14 protein-coding genes are annotated in these 19,392 nt (G+C 73.8%); 11 read left to right on the top strand and 3 right to left on the bottom strand.

Translation table 11 applies throughout. The annotated features are described in order from the left end of the window. Positions 1-4 precede the first annotated feature (4 nt). Entirely contained in the window at positions 5-1,183 is a 1,179-nt protein-coding gene (locus tag ACZ51D_RS32590) for a glycosyltransferase family 4 protein (protein ID WP_465664285.1), read from the top strand. A 42-nt stretch (positions 1,184-1,225) separates the two neighbouring features. Here ACZ51D_RS32590 and ACZ51D_RS32595 read toward each other — a convergent pair whose 3' ends face one another. Then, entirely contained in the window at positions 1,226-3,238 is a 2,013-nt protein-coding gene (locus ACZ51D_RS32595; RefSeq protein ID WP_465623816.1) for a glycoside hydrolase family 15 protein, read from the bottom strand. A gap of 761 nt (positions 3,239-3,999) precedes the next feature. Between ACZ51D_RS32595 and ACZ51D_RS32600 the strand changes: the two genes are divergently transcribed. The 10 genes from ACZ51D_RS32600 (at position 4,000) to ACZ51D_RS32645 (ending at position 17,247) form a co-directional block, all read left to right on the top strand. Further along, entirely contained in the window at positions 4,000-5,637 is a 1,638-nt protein-coding gene (locus ACZ51D_RS32600; protein ID WP_360500477.1) for a CTP synthase, read from the top strand. A gap of 106 nt (positions 5,638-5,743) precedes the next feature. Further along, positions 5,744-6,391, top strand: a complete 648-nt coding sequence (locus ACZ51D_RS32605) for an NUDIX domain-containing protein (RefSeq protein ID WP_465623814.1) — start codon at positions 5,744-5,746, stop codon at positions 6,389-6,391. A 235-nt stretch (positions 6,392-6,626) separates the two neighbouring features. After that, complete coding sequence (locus ACZ51D_RS32610; RefSeq protein ID WP_465623812.1) at positions 6,627-8,729, top strand: AAA family ATPase; 2,103 nt, start codon at positions 6,627-6,629, stop codon at positions 8,727-8,729. A gap of 260 nt (positions 8,730-8,989) precedes the next feature. Then, a complete protein-coding gene (gene ald, locus ACZ51D_RS32615) occupies positions 8,990-10,105 on the top strand; it encodes an alanine dehydrogenase (protein ID WP_360500484.1) in 1,116 nt (371 codons plus the stop codon). 425 nt (positions 10,106-10,530) lie between these two features. Further along, entirely contained in the window at positions 10,531-11,598 is a 1,068-nt protein-coding gene (locus tag ACZ51D_RS32620; RefSeq protein WP_030245868.1) for a ParA family protein, read from the top strand. 41 nt (positions 11,599-11,639) lie between these two features. After that, a complete protein-coding gene (locus ACZ51D_RS32625; protein ID WP_465623811.1) occupies positions 11,640-12,257 on the top strand; it encodes a hypothetical protein in 618 nt (205 codons plus the stop codon). 527 nt (positions 12,258-12,784) lie between these two features. Then, positions 12,785-13,687, top strand: coding sequence for a segregation and condensation protein A (locus tag ACZ51D_RS32630; RefSeq protein WP_465664286.1), 903 nt, complete (start codon positions 12,785-12,787; stop codon positions 13,685-13,687). Between the two features lie 302 nt (positions 13,688-13,989). Beyond that, complete coding sequence (scpB, locus tag ACZ51D_RS32635; protein ID WP_396289408.1) at positions 13,990-14,577, top strand: SMC-Scp complex subunit ScpB; 588 nt, start codon at positions 13,990-13,992, stop codon at positions 14,575-14,577. Positions 14,578-14,639: 62 nt separating this feature from the next. Beyond that, the gene (locus ACZ51D_RS32640; RefSeq protein ID WP_465623808.1) at positions 14,640-15,917 is read left to right on the top strand and encodes a pseudouridine synthase; all 1,278 of its coding nucleotides are present in this window, start codon (positions 14,640-14,642) and stop codon (positions 15,915-15,917) included. A 322-nt stretch (positions 15,918-16,239) separates the two neighbouring features. Further along, a complete protein-coding gene (locus tag ACZ51D_RS32645; RefSeq protein ID WP_465623806.1) occupies positions 16,240-17,247 on the top strand; it encodes a helix-turn-helix domain-containing protein in 1,008 nt (335 codons plus the stop codon). Positions 17,248-17,298: 51 nt separating this feature from the next. Here ACZ51D_RS32645 and ACZ51D_RS32650 read toward each other — a convergent pair whose 3' ends face one another. Continuing rightward, entirely contained in the window at positions 17,299-17,661 is a 363-nt protein-coding gene (locus ACZ51D_RS32650) for a DUF952 domain-containing protein (RefSeq protein ID WP_360500499.1), read from the bottom strand. A gap of 87 nt (positions 17,662-17,748) precedes the next feature. Then, positions 17,749-19,392, bottom strand: a complete 1,644-nt coding sequence (locus tag ACZ51D_RS32655; RefSeq protein WP_465623805.1) for a mucoidy inhibitor MuiA family protein — start codon at positions 19,390-19,392, stop codon at positions 17,749-17,751.

Here is a 19,392-nt window from a genome sequence, read left to right on the forward strand (position 1 = left end):
TCGGATGCGAGACGACGTGGACCATTCCGCCGCCCGGGCCACCGCGGCCGCCCCGGAACCGGGGCAGCTGCACGTGGTACTCGTCCTGGCCGCCAGCACCGGCGGCATCGGTGCGCACGTGCGCTCCCTGGCCCAGGGCCTGGTCGCGCACGGAGTGATCGTCACGGTCTGCGCGCCGGCCGGCACGGACGCCCTGTTCGGCTTCTCCCGCACGGGCGCCAGGTTCCACACCGTCGACATCACCCCCACCGCGGGCGCCCGCAGCGACGCCACCGCGATCGGCGAGCTGCGCCGGGCCTTCACCGGCGCGGACGTGGTGCACGCCCACGGGCTGCGCGCCGGGCTGCTCTCCGACCTCGCGCTGCGCACCGCCGGCCGCTTCCCGGGCCTGCGCCCCGAGACCCCGCTGGTGGTCACCTCGCACCACGCGCTGCTGGCCACCGGCATGGAGCGCCGCCTGCAGCGGCTGATGGAACGCCGGGTCGCGCGCGCCGCCGACCTGGTCCTCGGCGCCTCCTCCGACCTGGTCGCCCGGGCCCGCGAACTGGGCGCCACCGACGCCCGGCTGGGTCCGGTGGCCGCCCCGCCGATGCCCGAGGGCTGGCTCGGCCGGGCCGAGGCGCGGGCCGCGCTGCTCGGTGCGGGCCCGGACCGCCCGCTGGTGCTGGCGGTGGGCCGGCTCGTCCCGCAGAAGGCTTTCGGGCTGCTGCTGGACGCCACCCGGGAGCTGTCCGCCCTGGACCCGGAGCCGCTGGTGCTGCTCGCCGGGGACGGCCCGGAGGCGGGCGCGCTGCGTGAGCGGGTGGCAGCCGAGAAGCTGCCGGTGCGGCTGCTCGGCTACCGCACCGACGTGCCCGACCTGCTGGCCGCCGCCGACGTGGTGGTCGTCCCCAGCCGCTGGGAGGCCCGCTCGCTGGTGGTGCAGGAGGCGATGCGGGCCGGCGTGCCGGTGGTCGCCACCGCCGTCGGCGGCATCCCCGAACTGGTCGGCGACGCCGCCGTGCTAGTGCCCTCCGGCGACCCGGCCGCGCTCGGCGGCGGGGTGCGCGGGCTGCTGTCCGACCCGGTCCGCCGCGAGCGGCTGGTGGCGGCCGGCCGGCAGCAGGCCGAGACCTGGCCGGACGAGGCGGCCACCGTCGCCCAGGTGCTCAGCACGTACGACGAGCTGGTCCAGCGCGGCTAGGGCGGCTGGGGCCTGTCCTCGGGAGGACAGGCCCCCACACCGTCAGACCGTCGCCTGCTCGACCCGGTCGGCGGCCAGGCCGTCCGGCTGGGCGGACAGGTAGGCGGCGCCGCAGGCGGTCAGCCGCAGGGCGGTGTCGATCAGCGGGACGTGGCTGAAGGCCTGCGGGAAGTTGCCGACCTGGCGCTTGAGCCGCGGGTCCCACTCCTCGGCGAGCAGGCCGATGTCGTTGCGCAGCGAGAGCAGCCGGTCGAACAGGTCGCGGGCCTCCTGCACCCGGCCGATCATGGCGAGGTCGTCGGCCAGCCAGAACGAGCAGGCCAGGAAGGCGCCCTCGTGGCCGGACAGGCCGTCCACGTTGTTGCCGCTCTCGTCGTGGGTGGGGTAGCGCAGCACGAAGCCGTCCTCGGTGGACAGTTCGCGTTGGATCGCCTCGATGGTGCCGATCACCCGCTTGTCGTCCGGCGGCAGGAAGCCGACCTGGGGGATGAGCAGCAGCGAGGCGTCCAGCTCCCTGCCGCCGTAGTACTGGGTGAAGGTGTTGCGCTCCGGGTCGTAGCCCTTGTCGCAGACGTCCCGGTGGATGGTGTCGCGCAGCTCGCGCCAGCGCTCCAGGTGGCCGTCGGCGGGGGCGTCCTCGGGGGTCTGCTCCAGCAGCTTGATGGTGCGGTCGACGGCGACCCAGGCCATCACCTTGGAGTGGACGAAGTGCCGGCGCGGGCCGCGGACCTCCCAGATGCCCTCGTCCGGCTCCTGCCAGTGCTCCTCCAGGTAGTCGATGAGGCGCAGCTGCAGGTGGTGGGCGTGGTCGTTGCGGACCAGGCCGGTCATGTGGGCCAGGTGCAGGGCCTCCACGACCTCGCCGTAGACGTCGAGCTGGAGCTGTCCGGCGGCGCCGTTGCCGACCCGGACGGGCTGCGAGCCCTCGTAGCCGGGCAGCCAGTCCAGCGAGGACTCGGTGAGCTCGCGCTCGCCCGCGATGCCGTACATGATCTGCAGGTTCTCCGGGTCGCCCGCGACGGCGCGCAGCAGCCACTCGCGCCAGGCCTTGGCCTCCTCGCGGTAGCCGGTGCGCAGCAGGGAGGAGAGCGTGATCGCGGCGTCGCGCAGCCAGGTGTAGCGGTAGTCCCAGTTGCGCTCGCCGCCGATGTCCTCGGGCAGCGAGGTGGTGGGGGCGGCGACGATGCCGCCGGTGGGGGCGTAGGTGAGGCCCTTGAGGGTGATCAGGGAGCGGATCACGGCCTCGCGGTAGGGGCCCTGGTAGGTGCACTGGTCGGCCCACTCGTGCCAGAAGTCGGCGGTGGCGTCGAGCATCTCCTCGGCGTCCGGGGCCGTGGGCGCCTCCAGGTGGGAGGCCTGCCAGGTGAGGGCGAAGGCGATCCGCTCACCGGCGGTGACGGTGAAGTCGGCGTAGGTGGTGAGGTTGCGGCCGTAGGTGTCGGCCGCGCCGTCCAGCCAGACCGAGTCGGGCCCGGCGACGGCGACGGTGCGGTGGTTGCCGTCGGCCTGCTCGACCCGGTGCACCCAGGGCACGATGCGGCCGTACGAGAAGCGCATCCGCACCGCCGAGCGCATCCGGACGGTGCCGACCACGCCCTCGACGATCCGGATCACCTGGGGGACGGCGTCGCGGCCGGCCAGCGGGCGCGGCGGCATGAAGTCGATCACCCGGACGGTGCCGCCCTGGGTGTCCCACTCCTGCTCGAGGATCAGCGAGTCGCCCCGGTAGCGGCGGCGGTCCGCGGGCACGGCGGGGGCGGAGGCGGTGGGCGGGGGCACGCGCAGGTCGGCGGTGTCGGCGACGCGGAGTCGGCCCGCGCCGGTGGGGGCCGCGCCGGTGGGGGCCGTGGCAGCGGGGGCGGGGACCTCGGTCAGGACGGCTTCGGCGGGCCCGATCCGCCAGAAGCCGTGTTCATCGGTGCCGAGCAGGCCGGCGAACACGGCCGGCGAGTCGAAGCGGGGCAGGCAGAGCCAGTCCACCGCCCCGTCCCTGCTGACCAGGGCAGCGGTCTGCATGTCCCCGATGAGTGCGTAGTCCTCGATACGGCCGGCCACGTGGATCTCCAGTTCGCAATGTGGTCAGGGCATCGGCGAGCGGAGAGAGCGAGCGGTCTGCGGGGCCGGGGGTCCACCCCGGGACGTCCGGCCTGCCGGGGGTGGTGGCAGGCCTTGCTGGAGTGTCCGCGCGGGGCTCTTCGAGTCCCTGGGTGGGTGGGGATGAGCTGAAATTACGGGGAGGTCCGGTCGCGCATCGGGGACCGGGAGTGTCCTGACGCTCCCACGCCCTCCGCGTGCTCGTGCTGTCGGCGATGCGTCCGAGCAGCTTACGACGGACGAAAGGGGCGAAGCACGCGGGCGCAGCCCGATGTGGCGCCGCAATTCGGCGGAAATGCCGTGCATCGCGGGGGCGTGGCGCAGGATGGTCCGGAAGGATCACCTCCGGGTGGCCTTTACGGAGGAGCCGCCATGACCCGGACGGAAGCCGCGGCCTGACCCGGTCCGGTAGGTTGTGCGACCGGTGTGACGCATGCGGCGGATGATGCGCCGGTGGTGCGCCCGGCGTGCGCCTCCGGAGTGGCGCGCGCGGGCCGGACGGCGTCCCGGTCGGGTCACTGTTACCCTGGTATCCCGTGGACCGGCGGGATCAAAACGCCCCGGACCAGCCGAACCGGCGACCCTTCGAGCGCGGTGCACCGCACCCGGCTCCGTCGCCCGGCGAACCCCGAGCCTCCCGCCCACGTCACCTTCGACACGCGACCCACGGGAGCCCCCTCTTGGCACAGCCCCATTCCGGCAAGGCAGCGAACGGCCGAGCCGTGACGACCAAGCACCTCTTCGTCACCGGGGGTGTCGCCTCTTCGCTCGGCAAGGGGCTCACCGCCTCCAGCCTCGGAGCGCTGCTCAAGGCCCGCGGCCTGCGCGTCACGATGCAGAAGCTCGACCCGTACCTGAACGTGGACCCGGGCACCATGAACCCGTTCCAGCACGGTGAGGTGTTCGTCACCGACGACGGCGCCGAGACCGACCTGGACATCGGCCACTACGAGCGGTTCCTGGACACCAACCTGCACGGCTCGGCGAACGTCACCACCGGCCAGGTGTACTCGACCGTCATCGCCAAGGAGCGCCGCGGCGAGTACCTGGGCGACACCGTCCAGGTCATCCCGCACATCACCAACGAGATCAAGTCCCGGATCCGCCGGATGGCGACCGAGGACGTCGACGTCGTGATCACCGAGGTCGGCGGCACCGTCGGCGACATCGAGTCGCTGCCGTTCCTGGAGGCCGTCCGCCAGGTCCGCCACGAGGTCGGCCGGGACAACGTGTTCTTCGTGCACGTCTCCCTGCTGCCGTACATCGGCCCCTCGGGCGAGCTGAAGACCAAGCCCACCCAGCACTCCGTCGCCGCGCTGCGCAACATCGGCATCCAGCCGGACGCCATCGTGCTGCGCGCCGACCGCGAGGTCCCGCAGGCCATCAAGCGCAAGATCTCGCTGATGTGCGACGTGGACGAGGAGGCCGTGGTCGCGGCCATCGACGCCAAGTCGATCTACGACATCCCCAAGGTGCTGCACGGCGAGGGCCTGGACGCCTACGTGGTGCGCCGCCTCGACCTGCCGTTCCGCGACGTGGACTGGACCACCTGGGACGACCTGCTGCGCCGCGTCCACGAGCCGCAGCACATCGTCAAGGTCGCCCTGGTCGGCAAGTACATCGACCTGCCCGACGCCTACCTGTCGGTGACCGAGGCGCTGCGCGCCGGCGGCTTCGCCAACAACGCCCGCGTCGAGATCAAGTGGGTCACCTCGGACGACTGCGAGACGCCCGAGGGCGCCCGCGAGCAGCTCGGCGACGTGGACGCGATCTGCATCCCCGGCGGCTTCGGCGACCGCGGTGTCAACGGCAAGGTCGGCGCCATCACCTTCGCCCGCGAGAACAAGGTCCCGCTGCTGGGCCTGTGCCTGGGCCTGCAGTGCGTGGTCATCGAGGCGGCCCGCAACCTGGCCGACCTGCCGGAGGCCAACTCCACCGAGTTCGACGCCGCCGCCAAGCACCCGGTCGTCTCCACCATGGCCGAGCAGCTGGCCATCGTCGACGGCAAGGGCGACCTGGGCGGCACCATGCGCCTGGGCCTGTACCCGGCCAAGCTCGCCGAGGGCTCGATCGTCCGTGAGGTCTACGGCGGCGAGCAGTACGTCGAGGAGCGCCACCGCCACCGCTACGAGGTCAACAACGCCTACCGCGCGGACCTGGAGAAGACCGGCCTGATGTTCTCCGGCCTCTCGCCCAAGGGCGACCTGGTCGAGTACGTCGAGTACCCGCGCGAGGTGCACCCCTACCTGGTGGCCACCCAGGCCCACCCGGAGCTGAAGTCCCGCCCGACCCGCCCGCACCCGCTGTTCGCGGGCCTGGTCAAGGCCGCCATCGAGATCAAGACCGCGGCCTCCGCGTAGTCTTCCCCTCCTCGGCCTCGGTCGTTCACCGGACGGCGGCCCCGCGATTCCCGCGGGGCCGCCGTTCGGCGTTAGATTGTGTCGTACTGACGAAAAGGGGAGAGTGATGGACGAGCAGAGCCACCTGGTGATCGCCGACGTGGCCGAGGAGTGGGAGGTCCGGGCGAGCGGGACGCCCTTCCAGGGCAAGGTCACCGGCGTGCGCAGCGAGGAGGTCCGGATGCCCGACGGCAGCTGGGCCCGCCGCGACTACCAGACCCACCCCGGCTCGGTCTCGGTGCTCGCGCTCGACGACGAGCAGCGGGTGCTGGTCCTGCGCCAGTACCGCCACCCCGTGCGCCAGCGCCTGTGGGAGCTGCCCGCCGGCCTCCTCGACGTCCCCGGCGAGAACCCGTGGCACGCCGCCCAGCGCGAGCTGTACGAGGAGGCGCACTGCAAGGCCGGCACCTGGCGGATCCTCGCCGACTACTACACCTCCCCGGGCGGCACCGACGAGGCCCTGCGGATGTTCCTGGCCACCGACCTGTCGGCGGCCGAGGGCGAGCGCTACGCGGCCGAGGGCGAGGAACAGGAGATCGAGGTCGCCTGGGTGCCGGTGCCGGAACTGATCGGACTGATCCAGGCCGGGCAGTTGCACAACCCGACCCTGGTCACCGGCACCCTCGCCGTGCACGCCGCGCTCACCGGCCCGGACGGGCTCAACGCGCTGCGCCCGGCGGACTCGCCTTGGCCGGCCCGGCCCTTCGAGGCGTGAACGAACCTCCCGGTTGATTCGCCCGGGTGATTTGCCGGTTCGTACGACCGGATGTCACCTCGGCTGAGCCGGACGGTCGAACTACGCTTCGCAGACAGGGCGCCCGTTCCGGGCCGCCTCCGCTGAGCACCGGGCGCCGCGTCCGGATGCCCAGCACCGGATGCCAGCGCCGGATGCCGAACTCCGGATGCCGGCGCCGGGTGCCGAGCGCGGAACGACATCGGGAGTGGCACGCGTGGCGAGGAAGACGGCGACGATGGACCCCGGCCCCGACGCGCCCGCCGGGGCCGCCCCGGGACTGGACCGGCTCCCGGCCGGGCCCGCGCTGTTCGTCGGGCGGCGCGCCGAACTCGCCGCGCTGCGGGCGGCCGCCGCCCGTCCGGCCAGCGGCCGTTGCCCGGTCCTGGTCCTGGCCGGGCGCCCGGGCTCCGGGCGGACCGCGCTGGCCGCGCGCTTCGCCCGTACCGTCGCGGCCGACTACCCGGACGGCGTGCTGTTCGCCCGGCTGTCCGCCCCGGACGGCGGGCGGGTGCCGCCCGCGCGGGCCGCCCGGCTGCTGCTGGAACAGCTCGACCCGGAGTCGGCCGTACCGCTGCCCGGGGCGGTCGAGGACGGGCGGGACGAGCCGGGCTGCGTCGCGCTGCGCGAGGCGCTGGCGGGGCTGCGGGTGCTGCTCGTCCTGGACGACGTGCGGGACGCCGGGCAGGTGTGGCCGCTGCTCGCCGACGAACCCGGCTGCCTGGTGCTCGCCACCACCGCCGGGCCGCTCACCGGCATCGAGGACATCGACCCGGTGATCCTCGGCGGACTGGACCGGACGGCCTCCGGTGAACTGCTCGCCGACCTGGTCGGCGGCACCCGGGTCTCCTGCGACCCGGTCGGCGCCGCCGACCTGGCCGAGGCCTGCGCCGCCCGGCCGGCCACACTGCGGCTGATGGCGGGGTGGCTGCGGGGGAGCGCGAAGACCGCGGTCACCGACGCGGCGCGTGAGCTCAACCGGGTGGTGGGGGAGGAGACGGCGCCGGGGTCCGAGGGCGGCGCGAACGGCGCCCCGAGGGCGGGGGCGGAGAAGGCGACGCCGTCGACGGGCGCGCCGAAGAACGTGTCGAAGAGCACGTCCAAGGACGCGTCCAAGAACACGCCGAGGAACGCGTCGAGGAACGCGTCCAAGAAGAAGGGGGAGGAGGACGGGGCCGCCCCCGGTGCGGAGTCGGCGGGCGATCCGGCGGCGTGGGTGAAGCCCGGCCCGGGGCCGGCCGAGCCGGTGCCCGTCCCCGACAACGACCCGCTGCTCGGCGCGTTCACCCTGCTGTACCGCGGGCTGCCGGCTGCCCAGGCACGGATGCTGCGCACCCTCACCCTGGCCCCGGCGCAGACCGCCGACCCGCGCACCGCCTCCGCCCTGGTCGGCTGTCCGGTGCCGGACGCGGCCACGACACTGGCCGCGCTCGCCGAGCGGGAACTGCTCGGCGAGGAGGCGCCGGCCGCCGACGGCACCCCGCGCTACCGGGTGCCCGGGCGGCTCTACCCCCGGCTGGTCCGGCTGCGCGAGCAGGAGGACCGGCCCGCCGAGACCGAACTCGCCCGGGCCCGGCTGCTGGAGCGGCTGGTCCGGCTCACCGAGTCGGCCCGCGCGCTGCTCGACCCGGCGGGCGCCCCCGCCCCCGAGCCGCTGCCGTCCGCGCTGCGGCTGCGCTCGGCCGAGCACGCGCGCGCGTGGCTGCTCGGCGAGCGGGAGCTGCTGCTCGGCGCGGTGGCCGACGCGATCGGCCAGGGCGACCTGGACGGCTCGGCCGGGCGGCTGGTCACCGCGCTGCTGCGGTCGCTGCCGCTGACCGGCGCCGCCGCCCCCGTGGACCTCTACCGGCTGCACGAGCTGGTGCTGACCGTCGCCGAGCGCAACGGCCGGCCCCGCCGGGCCGCGGCCGCGCTGCTCAACCTGGGAGACCTGCAGGTCTCGGCGGGCCGCTGGGAGCAGGCCGCCGCGCACTACCGGGCCGCCCTGGAGCACGCCCGGACGGCCGACGACGAACCGCTCTGCGCGCGTGCCCTGGAGGGCGCGGCCGGCTGCCACCGGGCGCTCGGCGACGCGGTGCGCGCCGCCGACTGGTACGGGCGGGCGCTCGGCCTGCGGCAGGCGCTCGGGGACCACGCGGCCGAGGCCCGGCTGCTGGCCCGGGTGGCCGAGGCACACACCGCCCAGCGCCGCTTCGACGAGGCGGACCGCGAGTACCGGGCTGCCCTCGCGGTGCTCCGCAGGATCGGCGACGACAGCGCCCGGGAAGCCGTCGGGGCGGCCCTCGCGGACCTGCGGGAACGCGTCGACGCCGGGTGGTGACGGGCGTTTCAGAGGTATTGTCGAAGATGCCCGGTTGCGACGTCTTTGGTAGGTAAGTCGCAGGGGAAGCCTACGAACCTGCCAATGTGTGCGGGAAATTTATTCACTTTGGAAGGCTGACACGCCGACTGGGCTTCATTACACTCGGACCTAGTCGCGCAGCGATCCCCGCCCCGGGCTGCCCGGAGGCTTCCCCCCGTGCGCGCAGCCCACCGGACTTCTCCGGTCGGGACCCCCATGGCAAGAGGACGTGTTTAGCCGTGAAGGTCGGCATCCCCCGCGAGGTCAAGAACCACGAGTACCGCGTGGCCATCACGCCCGCCGGCGTGCATGAGCTGGTCCGCAACGGACACGAGGTCTACATCGAGGACAACGCCGGTCTCGGCTCCTCGATCCCCAACGAGGAGTACGTGGCCGCCGGCGCCACCATCCTCCCCACCGCCGACGAGGTGTGGGCCACCGCCGACCTGCTGCTGAAGGTCAAGGAGCCCATCGCCTCCGAGTACCACCGGCTGCGCAAGGGCCAGACCGTCTTCACGTACCTGCACCTGGCGGCCGACCGGGCCGGCACCGACGCGCTGATCGCCTCGGGCACCACCGCCATCGCGTACGAGACCGTGCAGCTGGGCAACGGCGCGCTGCCGCTGCTCGCCCCGATGTCCGAGGTCGCGGGCCGCCTGGCCCCGCAGGTCGGCTCGTACCACCTGATGCGTCCGGCCGGCGGCCGCGGCGTGCTCCCCGGCGGCGTGCCCGGCACCCACCCGGCGAAGGCCGTCGTCGTCGGCGGTGGCGTCTCCGGCTGGCACGCGGCCACCATCGCCATCGGCATGGGTTACGACGTGACCCTGCTGGACCGCGACATCAACAAGCTGCGCGAGGCCGACCGCATCTTCGGCACGAAGATCAAGGCCATCATGTCCAACTCGTTCGAGCTGGAGAAGGCCGTCCTCGAGGCCGACCTGGTCATCGGCGCCGTGCTGATCCCCGGCGCCAAGGCCCCCAAGCTCGTCACCAACGAGCTGGTCTCCCGCATGAAGCCGGGCTCCGTGCTCGTCGACATCGCCATCGACCAGGGCGGCTGCTTCGAGGACTCGCACGCGACCACGCACGACGACCCGACCTTCCAGGTCCACAACTCGGTCTTCTACTGCGTGGCCAACATGCCGGGCGCCGTCCCGAACACCTCCACCTACGCGCTGACCAACGCCACGCTGCCGTACGTCATCGAGCTGGCGAACCGCGGTTGGAAGGAGGCGCTGCGCCGCGACCCGGCGCTCGCCAAGGGCCTGAACGTGCACGAGGGCCAGATCACCTTCCCGGCCGTGGCCGAGGCCTTCGGCCTGGAGTCGGTCACCCTGGAGAGCGTGCTCGCCTGAACCGCCTGACCGCACGGCGGTCGTTCGCCCCCGACCCGATCACTTCGGGTCGGGGGCTTCGCCGTGCCCGTGAACGGTGGGTGGAGCAGGTAGGTCGCTCTGTCGTCAATTTCCGTCGGTCACGTCACCCGCCCGCAGAAACGTCGGGGTCATTGACCCACTCATCCCTTGACAGCAGCCCGCCTGATAGTCGACACATCCTGCCCACTACCGTGGATTGTGTTGCTGCGAACGCCTTGAACGGCCTAGAGTCGCAAACCGTCGGCATGCTGCCACGCTGACGAATCGACATAGAGTCCGGGATGCCCAAGGAGGTAAGACGACTTGTGAATGAGTCGACAATTGCTCCCGGGGGTGGTCAGCCAGGACTGGCGGAGCACACCGCCGGCCAGCCGAGTGTGGAGCCCGGGGCCCGGCAGCCCTCCGTGGGTTCGGCCGAGGTCGGCTCGGTCGCACTCCGCACCTTCGAAGCACGCCAGAACACAGCGCAGGTGACCACGGTGACCGATCACGACGCCGACTTGGCGGCCTACGGCCTGGCCTACGGCGAGTTCGCCTACGGCGCCTACGACGATCCGGACGCCGAATACGAGCCGGACCCGGAGTACGCCGCCACGCTGGCCCCCGACGCCGCGCGCCAGCGCCGCGAGCGGGTCGGCCCCACCGGCCGGCCGCTGCCGTACTTCCCGATCCCCGCGCCGGTCGCCGAGCACGGCCCCGCCCAGATCATCGCCATGTGCAACCAGAAGGGCGGCGTCGGCAAGACCACGTCGACCATCAACCTGGGCGCGGCGCTGGCCGAATACGGCCGCCGGGTGCTGCTCGTCGACTTCGACCCGCAGGGCGCGCTCTCGGTCGGCCTCGGCGTCAACCCGATGGAACTGGACGTCACCGTCTACAACCTGCTCATGGAGCGGGGCCTGACGGCCGATGAGGTGCTGCTGAAGACCGCGGTCCCGGGCATGGACCTGCTGCCGTCCAACATCGACCTCTCCGCCGCCGAGGTGCAGCTGGTCAGCGAGGTGGCCCGGGAGTCCGCGCTGGCCCGCGCCCTGAAGCCGCTGCTGCCCGACTACGACTACGTCATCATCGACTGCCAGCCCTCGCTGGGCCTGCTGACGGTCAATGCGCTGACGGCCGCTCACAGCGTGATCGTCCCGCTGGAGTGCGAGTTCTTCGCGCTGCGCGGTGTCGCGCTGCTGACCGAGACCATCGAGAAGGTGTGCGAGCGGCTCAACCCCGAGCTGCGCCTCGACGGCATCCTCGCGACCATGTACGACTCGCGCACCGTGCACAGCCGTGAGGTGCTGGCGCGGGTCGTCGAGGCGTTCGGCGAGCACGTCTTCCACACCGTCATCGGGCGGACCGTGCGCTTCCCGGAGACCACCGTCGCCGGCGAGCCCATCACCACGTACGCCACCAACTCGGTCGGGGCCGCCGCCTACCGCCAGCTCGCCAGGGAGGTGCTCGACCGGTGCCGCCCCGCCGAGTGAGTCTCCCGGGTGCCGACGAGCTGTTCCGGACCACGGGAGGGATGGCGCTGTCGCCGTCCCTCGCGTCGCGTTCGGCCGCCGAGGCATCCAGACCGGAGACCGCGCGGACCGTCAACGGCCCGGACGGCGCCGAGGGCGCCGAGTCCGCCCAGAACGCCCAAGGCTCCCCGGGGGCGCAGGGCCCCCAGGGGTCTCAGGGCTCCCAGGGTGACCGGCGGCTGACGCCGGAGCAGCAGTCGTCCGCCGCCGTGCCGGCGCCCGCGCAGCCGCCCGTCCAGCGGCCGGGCGGGTCCCAGGCCGTGTCGGGTGCCCCGGCGGCCGGGAAGACCGTGCCCGGCGGCCGAGGCGCCGCCGCCCCGGCGGCCTGGACGCACGCGGGTGCCGCCGAGGAGCAGGCCGGCGCCGCCGGGCGCGCCCGGCCGCGCGGCCGCGCGCCGCGTCGGCCCAGCGGGCGTGAACGGCACGACGAGAAGATCACCGTGTACGTGTCCGCCGAGGAGCTCATGGACCTGGAGCACGCCCGGCTGGTGCTGCGCGGCGAGCATGGCCTGGCCGTGGACCGTGGACGGATCGTCCGGGAGGCCATCGCGGTCGTCCTGGCGGACCTGGAGCAGCGCGGCGAGGCCTCCATCCTGGTCCGGCGCCTGCGCGGACGGTAGGGCGCGGCAGGGCGGGCCCGCAGGCCCGGGGCAGGCCCGGCAGGGCGGCATGGTGGGTCCGGAGGGCGGCACGGTGGGTCCGGCAGGGCCGCCGCAGGGCGTCGAGGGGCCATCGGCCCGGCGCGGCGCCGGAGGCCCGTCGGTGGGCGGTTGGGCGCCAAGGGCTGTGAAGCGGGCTCATGGGGTTGTTGCCTCGGGCGTGGGGTTCCTGGTCGGGCATTCATGGGTCATGAGCCGGGCTCGTGGGGTGCGGCCCTGGTTCGGCGCCGAGGGTCATGAGTCGGGCTCATGAGGCCGCTTGCCTCGGGGGCGATGTCCGCCGGTATGGGGCCAATGGTTGGTCTCGGCGGCCGACGGGGTCTGGGACGGGCGCTGGAGGGCCTTTTCCGGGGGCGCGGGCCCCCTGCGGGTCCGGTGGGCTGCGAGGGCCTGTGTGCGGGGCTGAGAGTCGCGGGCGGGGCCGTCGGGCGGCGTGTCGGGGGGCCCGGGGCGGGACGGGGGCCGAGGACGGGTGAAGATGGACCGTCATGCCGAGCACCGCCGAACCAGCTGAAACCGCCGTGAGCGCGACCGAGGACGGGTCGCGGGGCGGGTTCCGGGTGCGACTGGACAACTTCGAGGGCCCCTTCGACCTGCTGCTCAGCCTGATCGCCAAGCACAAGATGGACGTCACCGAGGTGGCGCTGGCCACCGTCACGGACGAGTTCATGGCGCACATCCGGGCGATGGGGCCGGACTGGGACCTGGACGCGGCGACCGAGTTCCTGGTGGTGGCCGCCACGCTTCTCGACCTCAAGGCCGCCCGGCTGCTGCCCGCGGCGGAGGTCGAGAACGAGGAGGACCTGGCTCTGCTGGAGGCCCGTGACCTGCTGTTCGCACGGCTGCTGCAGTACCGGGCGTACAAGCGGGCGGCGGCGCTGTTCGGCGAGCGTTGGGCCGCCGAGCTGCGGCGGCGCCCGCGGGCCGTCGGGCTGGAGCCCCGGCACGCGGAGCTGCTGCCGGAGGTGGTGATCACCATCGGTCCGCAGCGGCTCGCCGAGCTGGCGGCCAAGGCGATGGAGCCCAGGCCGAAGCCGGTCGTGTACGTGGACCACATCCACACCCCGCCGGTCAGCGTGCGGGAGCAGGCCGGGCTGGTGGTCGGGCTGCTCACAGCGCTGGGCGAGGCGTCGTTCCAGCGGCTGGTGGAGGACGCGCCGGACACCCTGGTCGTGGTCGCCCGCTTCCTGGCGTTGCTGGAGCTGTACCGGGAGCGGGTGCTCGCCTTCGAGCAGCCGGAGGCGCTCGGCGAACTGCGGGTGCGCTGGGTGGCCGAGGAGGGCCGGGGCGTGGTCGAGGTGACGGACGAGTTCGACCGGCCGGCGGGCGAGGCTGCGGGCGAGGCCGGAGGAGATGCCTCGGGCGAGGCGGAGGAGGACGAGCGGCGATGAGCGGCGGGAACGAGGGCGGGCGGCCGGTGCGGCGCCCGCTGGGGCTGCGGGGGCAGCCGCGGGTCGAGGAGTGGCTGGAGCCGGCCTTCGCGCTGCTGCCGGACCCCGTGAAGCCGGTGGGCCCCGTGGATCCGGTGGGCTTCGTGGATCCGGTGGATCCGGTGGATCCGGACGCCCGGGTGGTACACCAGAAGTCGGCTCCGTCGACTTCCGGTGTCGAGGAGCCGGTCGGCCCCGGGCTGTCGGCCGACCCGGGGGAGCCCGCCGGCCCCGGGCTGCGGGCCGAGCTGGAGGCGGTCCTGATGGTCGTCGACGAGCCGGTGGCGGAGGAGCGGCTGGCCGGGGTGCTGGAGCGGCCCCGGGCCGAGGTGGCGGCGGCGCTGCGCGAGCTGTCCGCCTCCTACACCGCCCAGGGCCGCGGTTTCGACCTGCGGCTGGTGGCCGGTGGCTGGCGGTTCTACACGCGGGAGACCTGCTCCGCGGCCGTCGATCGCTTCCTCCTGGACGGCCAGCAGGCCCGGCTCACCCAGGCGGCGCTGGAGACTCTGGCGGTGGTCGCCTACCGGCAGCCGGTGTCCAGATCGCGGGTTTCCGCCGTCCGCGGTGTGAACTGTGACGGCGTGATGCGTACCCTGGTACAGCGAGGACTGGTGGAAGAGGCCGGATCCGAGCCCGAAACAGGTGCGATCCTGTATCGGACGACGAACTACTTCCTGGAACGGATGGGGCTCCGCGGCGTGGATGAGCTGCCGGAGCTTGCTCCCTTCCTGCCCGAGGTCGACGACGTGGAAGCGGAGTCCCTGGAGGGCACGATGATCGCGGAGGCGGTCGCCGCCGCGCAGTCCGCGGACGGCAGTGGCGAGGCCGGTCGGGCCGGGCCCGATCGGTAGGGGGCGGTGAGGTCGGCCGAAACGACCGCACATCCCAGACGGAACGACGTACGGACACTTTGATGCGTAGCAGTGGCAACGGCAGGAACAGCAGCGGCGGCGGGAGCGGTCGCGGCGGACAGGGCGGGGGCCGGGGCGGGGGCTCCTCCTCCTACGGCGGCGGCAGCGGTGGTGGCCGCGGCGGCTCGGGCGGCGCGCGCGGGGGTTCGTACGGCGGTGGCTCCTACGGGGGCGGCGGCGGCCGTGGCGGCTCGGGTTCGGGTTCGGCTTCGGGCTCGCGCGGCGGCTCCGGCTCGTACGGACGGGACGGCCGTCGGGACGACCGACGCGACGACCGGCGTGACGACCGCCGCTTCCCGGACCGTCCGCTGCGGCCCGAGGAGCGCAAGTACGACCGCCCCGAGTTCGGCGGCGGCCCCAATGCCACCCCCGCCCGCGGCGGCTTCGCCGGCCGGCGCCCCGGCCCGGCCCCGCGTCCGCGCCGTGAGGGCCAGGGCGCCCCGGGTGACCCGCGCCGTCAGCCGCAGCGCTCGCGCGAGCTGCAGGCCAAGATCGAGGACGCCGTCCTCGCCCGGCACGACAAGCCGGCCGTCAAGCTGCCCAAGACCTTCGGCGAGCCCGAGGGCGAGCGCCTGCAGAAGGTGCTGGCCCGGGCCGGCATCGGCAGCCGGCGCGCCTGCGAGGAGCTGATCGAGCAGGGCCGGGTCGAGGTCAACGGCAAGCGCGTCACCGAGCAGGGCAAGCGGGTCGACCCGCAGAACGACGAGATCAAGGTGGACGGCCTGACCGTCGCCACCCAGTCCTACCTGTTCTTCGCGCTGAACAAGCCGGCCGGCGTGGTCTCCACCATGGAGGACCCGGACGGGCGCCAGTGCCTGGGCGACTACGTGACCAACCGGGAGACCCGGCTGTTCCACGTCGGCCGCCTGGACACCGAGACCGAGGGCATCATCCTGCTCACCAACCACGGCGAGCTGGCCCACCGTCTCACCCACCCGCGGTACGGCGTGACCAAGACCTACCTGGCCGCCATCCAGGGCCCGATCCCGCGCGACCTGGGCAAGCAGCTGGCCAAGGGCGTGGAGCTGGAGGACGGCTACGCGCGCGCCGACAGCTTCAAGGTGATCTCCAACGTCGGCAAGAACTACCTGGTCGAGGTGACCCTGCACGAGGGTCGCAAGCACATCGTCCGCCGGATGCTGGCCGAGGCCGGCTTCCCGGTCGAGAAGCTGGTGCGCACGCACTTCGGCCCGATCGCCCTGGGCGACCAGAAGTCGGGCTGGCTGCGCCGCCTGACCAACCCGGAGGTCGGCCAGCTGATGCGCGAGGTCGGCCTGTAGGCCGTCGCGTTCGCCCGCCCCTGAGGGCCCCCGGTCGCCGTGCTGCGGCCGGGGGCCCTTTGCCGTGCGGGCGGTGCGGGCCGCCAAGGCTGGGTGGGGCGGGCTGTACGGGGGTGGCGGGCGGTGCGGCGTGTGCGGGCCCTGTGGGGTGTGGGGCGTGTGCGGGTCGTGTGAGCCGGGACGCAACCGCTGGTCACGGCCTTGTCAGCGTCATGATCCGTAGCCGAGGATGGCCGCCGGGCCACCACCGCGTCGCGTGGCAGATTTGCGCCGGCACGGGCACCGGTGGGGCGGATCAGGGCGAACAGGGGGAGACGGCGTCGTGTCCGATGCACCACTGGGGCGGGTCAGCGGACGGGCCCTCGGCACACTGGGACTGCCCGAGCCGGACGGGCAGGTGTACGCGGCGCTGGTGGCCAATCCGCAGTCCACCGCGGAGGAACTGGCGCAGGGCTGCGGCCTGACGCTCCAGCAGGGCGTGCGCGCCCTGGACCGGCTGGCGCAGCAGGGCATGGCCACCCGGGCGCCGGTGGACCGGCAGCGCTACCTGGCGGTCGCGCCGGACGTCGCGATCGGCACCCTGATCGGCCACCGCGAATCCGAACTGCGGCAGGCCAGGGCCGAGATGCACCGGCTGATGGACGCCTTCCGGGAGGCTTCGCGCTACACCGACCCGGCGCACTCGGTGGAGGTGCTGACCGGCGGCGAGGCGATCGCCCAGCGGCTGGAGCACATCACCGACACCAGCCAGTACCAGGTGCGCGGCTTCGACCGCCCGCCGTACATCCAGGACCCGGTGGCGCCGATGCCGCTGCAGCGGCGACGGCTGCGCGAGGGCGTGAAGTTCCGGACGATCTACGACCGGGAGGCGGTGGCCTGGCCCGGTCGGCTGGAGAAGAACATCCTGATCGGGGTCGCGGACGGCGAGGAGGCTCGGGTCCGGCCGACGCTGCCGATGAAGATGATCATCTCGGACGACCGGATGGCGATCATCCCGATCAGCGTCGGCGACAGCGTGCTGGACGCCGCGTACGTGATCCACCCCTCGGCGCTGCTCCAGGCCCTGGACACGTTGTTCGAGGCGGAGTGGGAGCGGGCCGTCCGACTACAGGCCGCGATCGGCACCACGGACGCGTCGCTGGAGCCGGAGGCCGACCACCGCAAACTGCTGGGCCTGCTGGCCGCCGGACTCACCGACGAGTCGATCGCCCGCTCGCTCGGCTGGAGCGCCCGGACCACCCAGCGCCGGCTGCAGAGCCTGATGCGCTCGCTGGGCGCCACCACCCGCTTCCAGGCCGGCATGGCGGCCCGGGAGCGGGGGTGGCTGTGAGCTCGGCTCCGGGGTTCGGCTTCGGGTTCAGCCCGGGGTTCAGCTCGAGGTTCAGCTCCAGGGGGTGAGGGAGGCCCAGCGGCCGTCCGGGCCCCGTTCGATCTTCTCCAGACCGACCACGGCGGTGCGGTTCAGCCGCCCGTAGATGTGCGGGAAGAGCACGTCGGGGGTGGCCCCGGGAGGTGGGGCGCCGTGCGGGGCCTCCCACTTGACCATCGGTTCCACCAGCGATTCGTCGATCAGCAGCACCATCAGCGGGTCGGGGGTGTCGGCGAAGAAGGCGTTGGCCACCGCGAGCGCCGTCTGCTCGTCCGCCGAGCAGTGGATGAACCCGTCGGTGAGCAGCGAAGCGGTGGCGTACGGGCGGCCGGGGTCGGCCAGCCAGTCGTCCAGGGGTGCGAGGTGGAGGATCATGTTTCCTTTTCTACCCGTTGTCTCCGGGTTTGTTCCTGAGCGGCCGTCACCCGCCGGACGGTGGTCGGAGTACCCGCCGGGCGGCGGTCAGAGTCCGGCCACCTTGGCGGAGGCGGTGATCTCGTACACCAGGGTGAGGGTGCGGCGGGCGCCCGGGCCGAGTGGGACGTCCCAGCGGACGATGCCCTCGGCGTCGAACGCGTCCGGAGCCGGAGCGCACTCCTCCTTGCGCAGCCGGACCTCGACCGCCGACACCTCGGAGACCGGCACCCGCTCGCGCACCGTGACGATCCGCTCGTCGCGCTCCTCCGGGCCGGAGAAGCGGGACAGGCGCAGCCGCACCGTGCGGGTGGTGGTCTGGCGGCCGGTGAGGCCCGCGGTGGCCTGGCGCTCCTCGGTCTCGCGGACCACCCGGTAGCCGTCCGAACTGCCGAAGGAGAGCTCGGCGTCGGCGCCGGTGGCGGTGAAGCGCAACTCGCCCCGGCCGGTGAAGCCGCTGCCGCGGACCAGCTCGACCGGGCCGGCCAGCAGCGGATGCCCGGCCGCGTTGCGGAACCGGACCACCTGGGTGACCAGCGGGGACAGCTCCGGGGCGCAGGCGTACTCGCTGCTCGCCGGGCCGGTGAAGGCGCCGAGCGGCACCCGGTGCGCCCGGCCGTCGGAGGGCACGGTCGCGGGGGCCGGCGCCGGCAGCACCCGGACCTCGCCGCCGTCGTCCACACCCGGGACCTCGGAGGTCGGCCCGAGCTCGCTGATCGCCTCCTCGCGAAGCTCGACCTCGACCGTGCGGCGCTCCTCGTCGGTTCGCTCGCGCAGCATCAGGACGTCCTCGGCGACGGCCGGCGGGTCGGTGGCGAGGGCGGATCGGGCGGTGGAGAAGGTGAGCCGGGCGTTCGTCCAGTCCTCGCCGGTGCGCTGCCAGACCACCGCCTCCGACTCCAGGCGCAGCCCGCCCCCGTCCAGGGTCGCGCGGTACGACGGGCGCCAGAGCGCGCAGGGCACCAGGTGGGAGACGGTCAGCCCGGCCGGGCCTGGCTGCGCCGCCTCGACCGTCAGGTCCAGGTGGGCGACCAGCTCGGCCGGGTCCTCCTCGGCCTCGTCCAGGGCGGTCAGGGCCTGCGAACGCTCCTGCTCCAGGCGGCGCAGCCGGGAGTGGACGGCGCGCAGCTCCTCGCCGTAGCGCTCGCGCTCGGCGTCCACCCGGTCCAGCTCGCGGGACCAGCGGGTGCGTTCGAGCTCGCCGACACCGGCGCCCTCGCCGATCTCGCGCAGCAGGTCGGCGGAGAGCTGGGCGAGCAGGGCCAGCCGGGCCTCCAGCCGGGCCCGGGTCTGGTCGGCCAGGCGGCTCTCGGTGTCCAGCCGGTGCAGCCGGTGGCGCAGGTCGGAGTCGTCCGGGCCGGGCGGCAGCGGGGCGCGCGGGGACCAGGTGCGGACCAGCCGGGCGTCCAGCACGCGGACGCCGGGCGTGGTGGACTCGGCGCGCAGGGTGCGGTCGACGGCGAGGGCGGTGAGCGGGCCGAGACGCAGCCGCTGGACGCCCGCGGCGAGGGCGACCGTCGTCGACCGCTCGACCTGGCTGCGGTCCTCCAGGCAGGTGACGGCCGTGACGGGGAGGGGCTTCGTCGCTCCGGGCGTGGCTCCGGTCGCTTGTCCGGTCGCTTGCCCGGTTGCTTCTCCGGTCGTGTGTCCGGGCAGGGCTCCGGTCGTTTCCCCGGTCGTTTCTCCGGTCAT

The sequence above is a fragment of the Kitasatospora sp. NPDC033851 genome, from assembly GCF_055576085.1.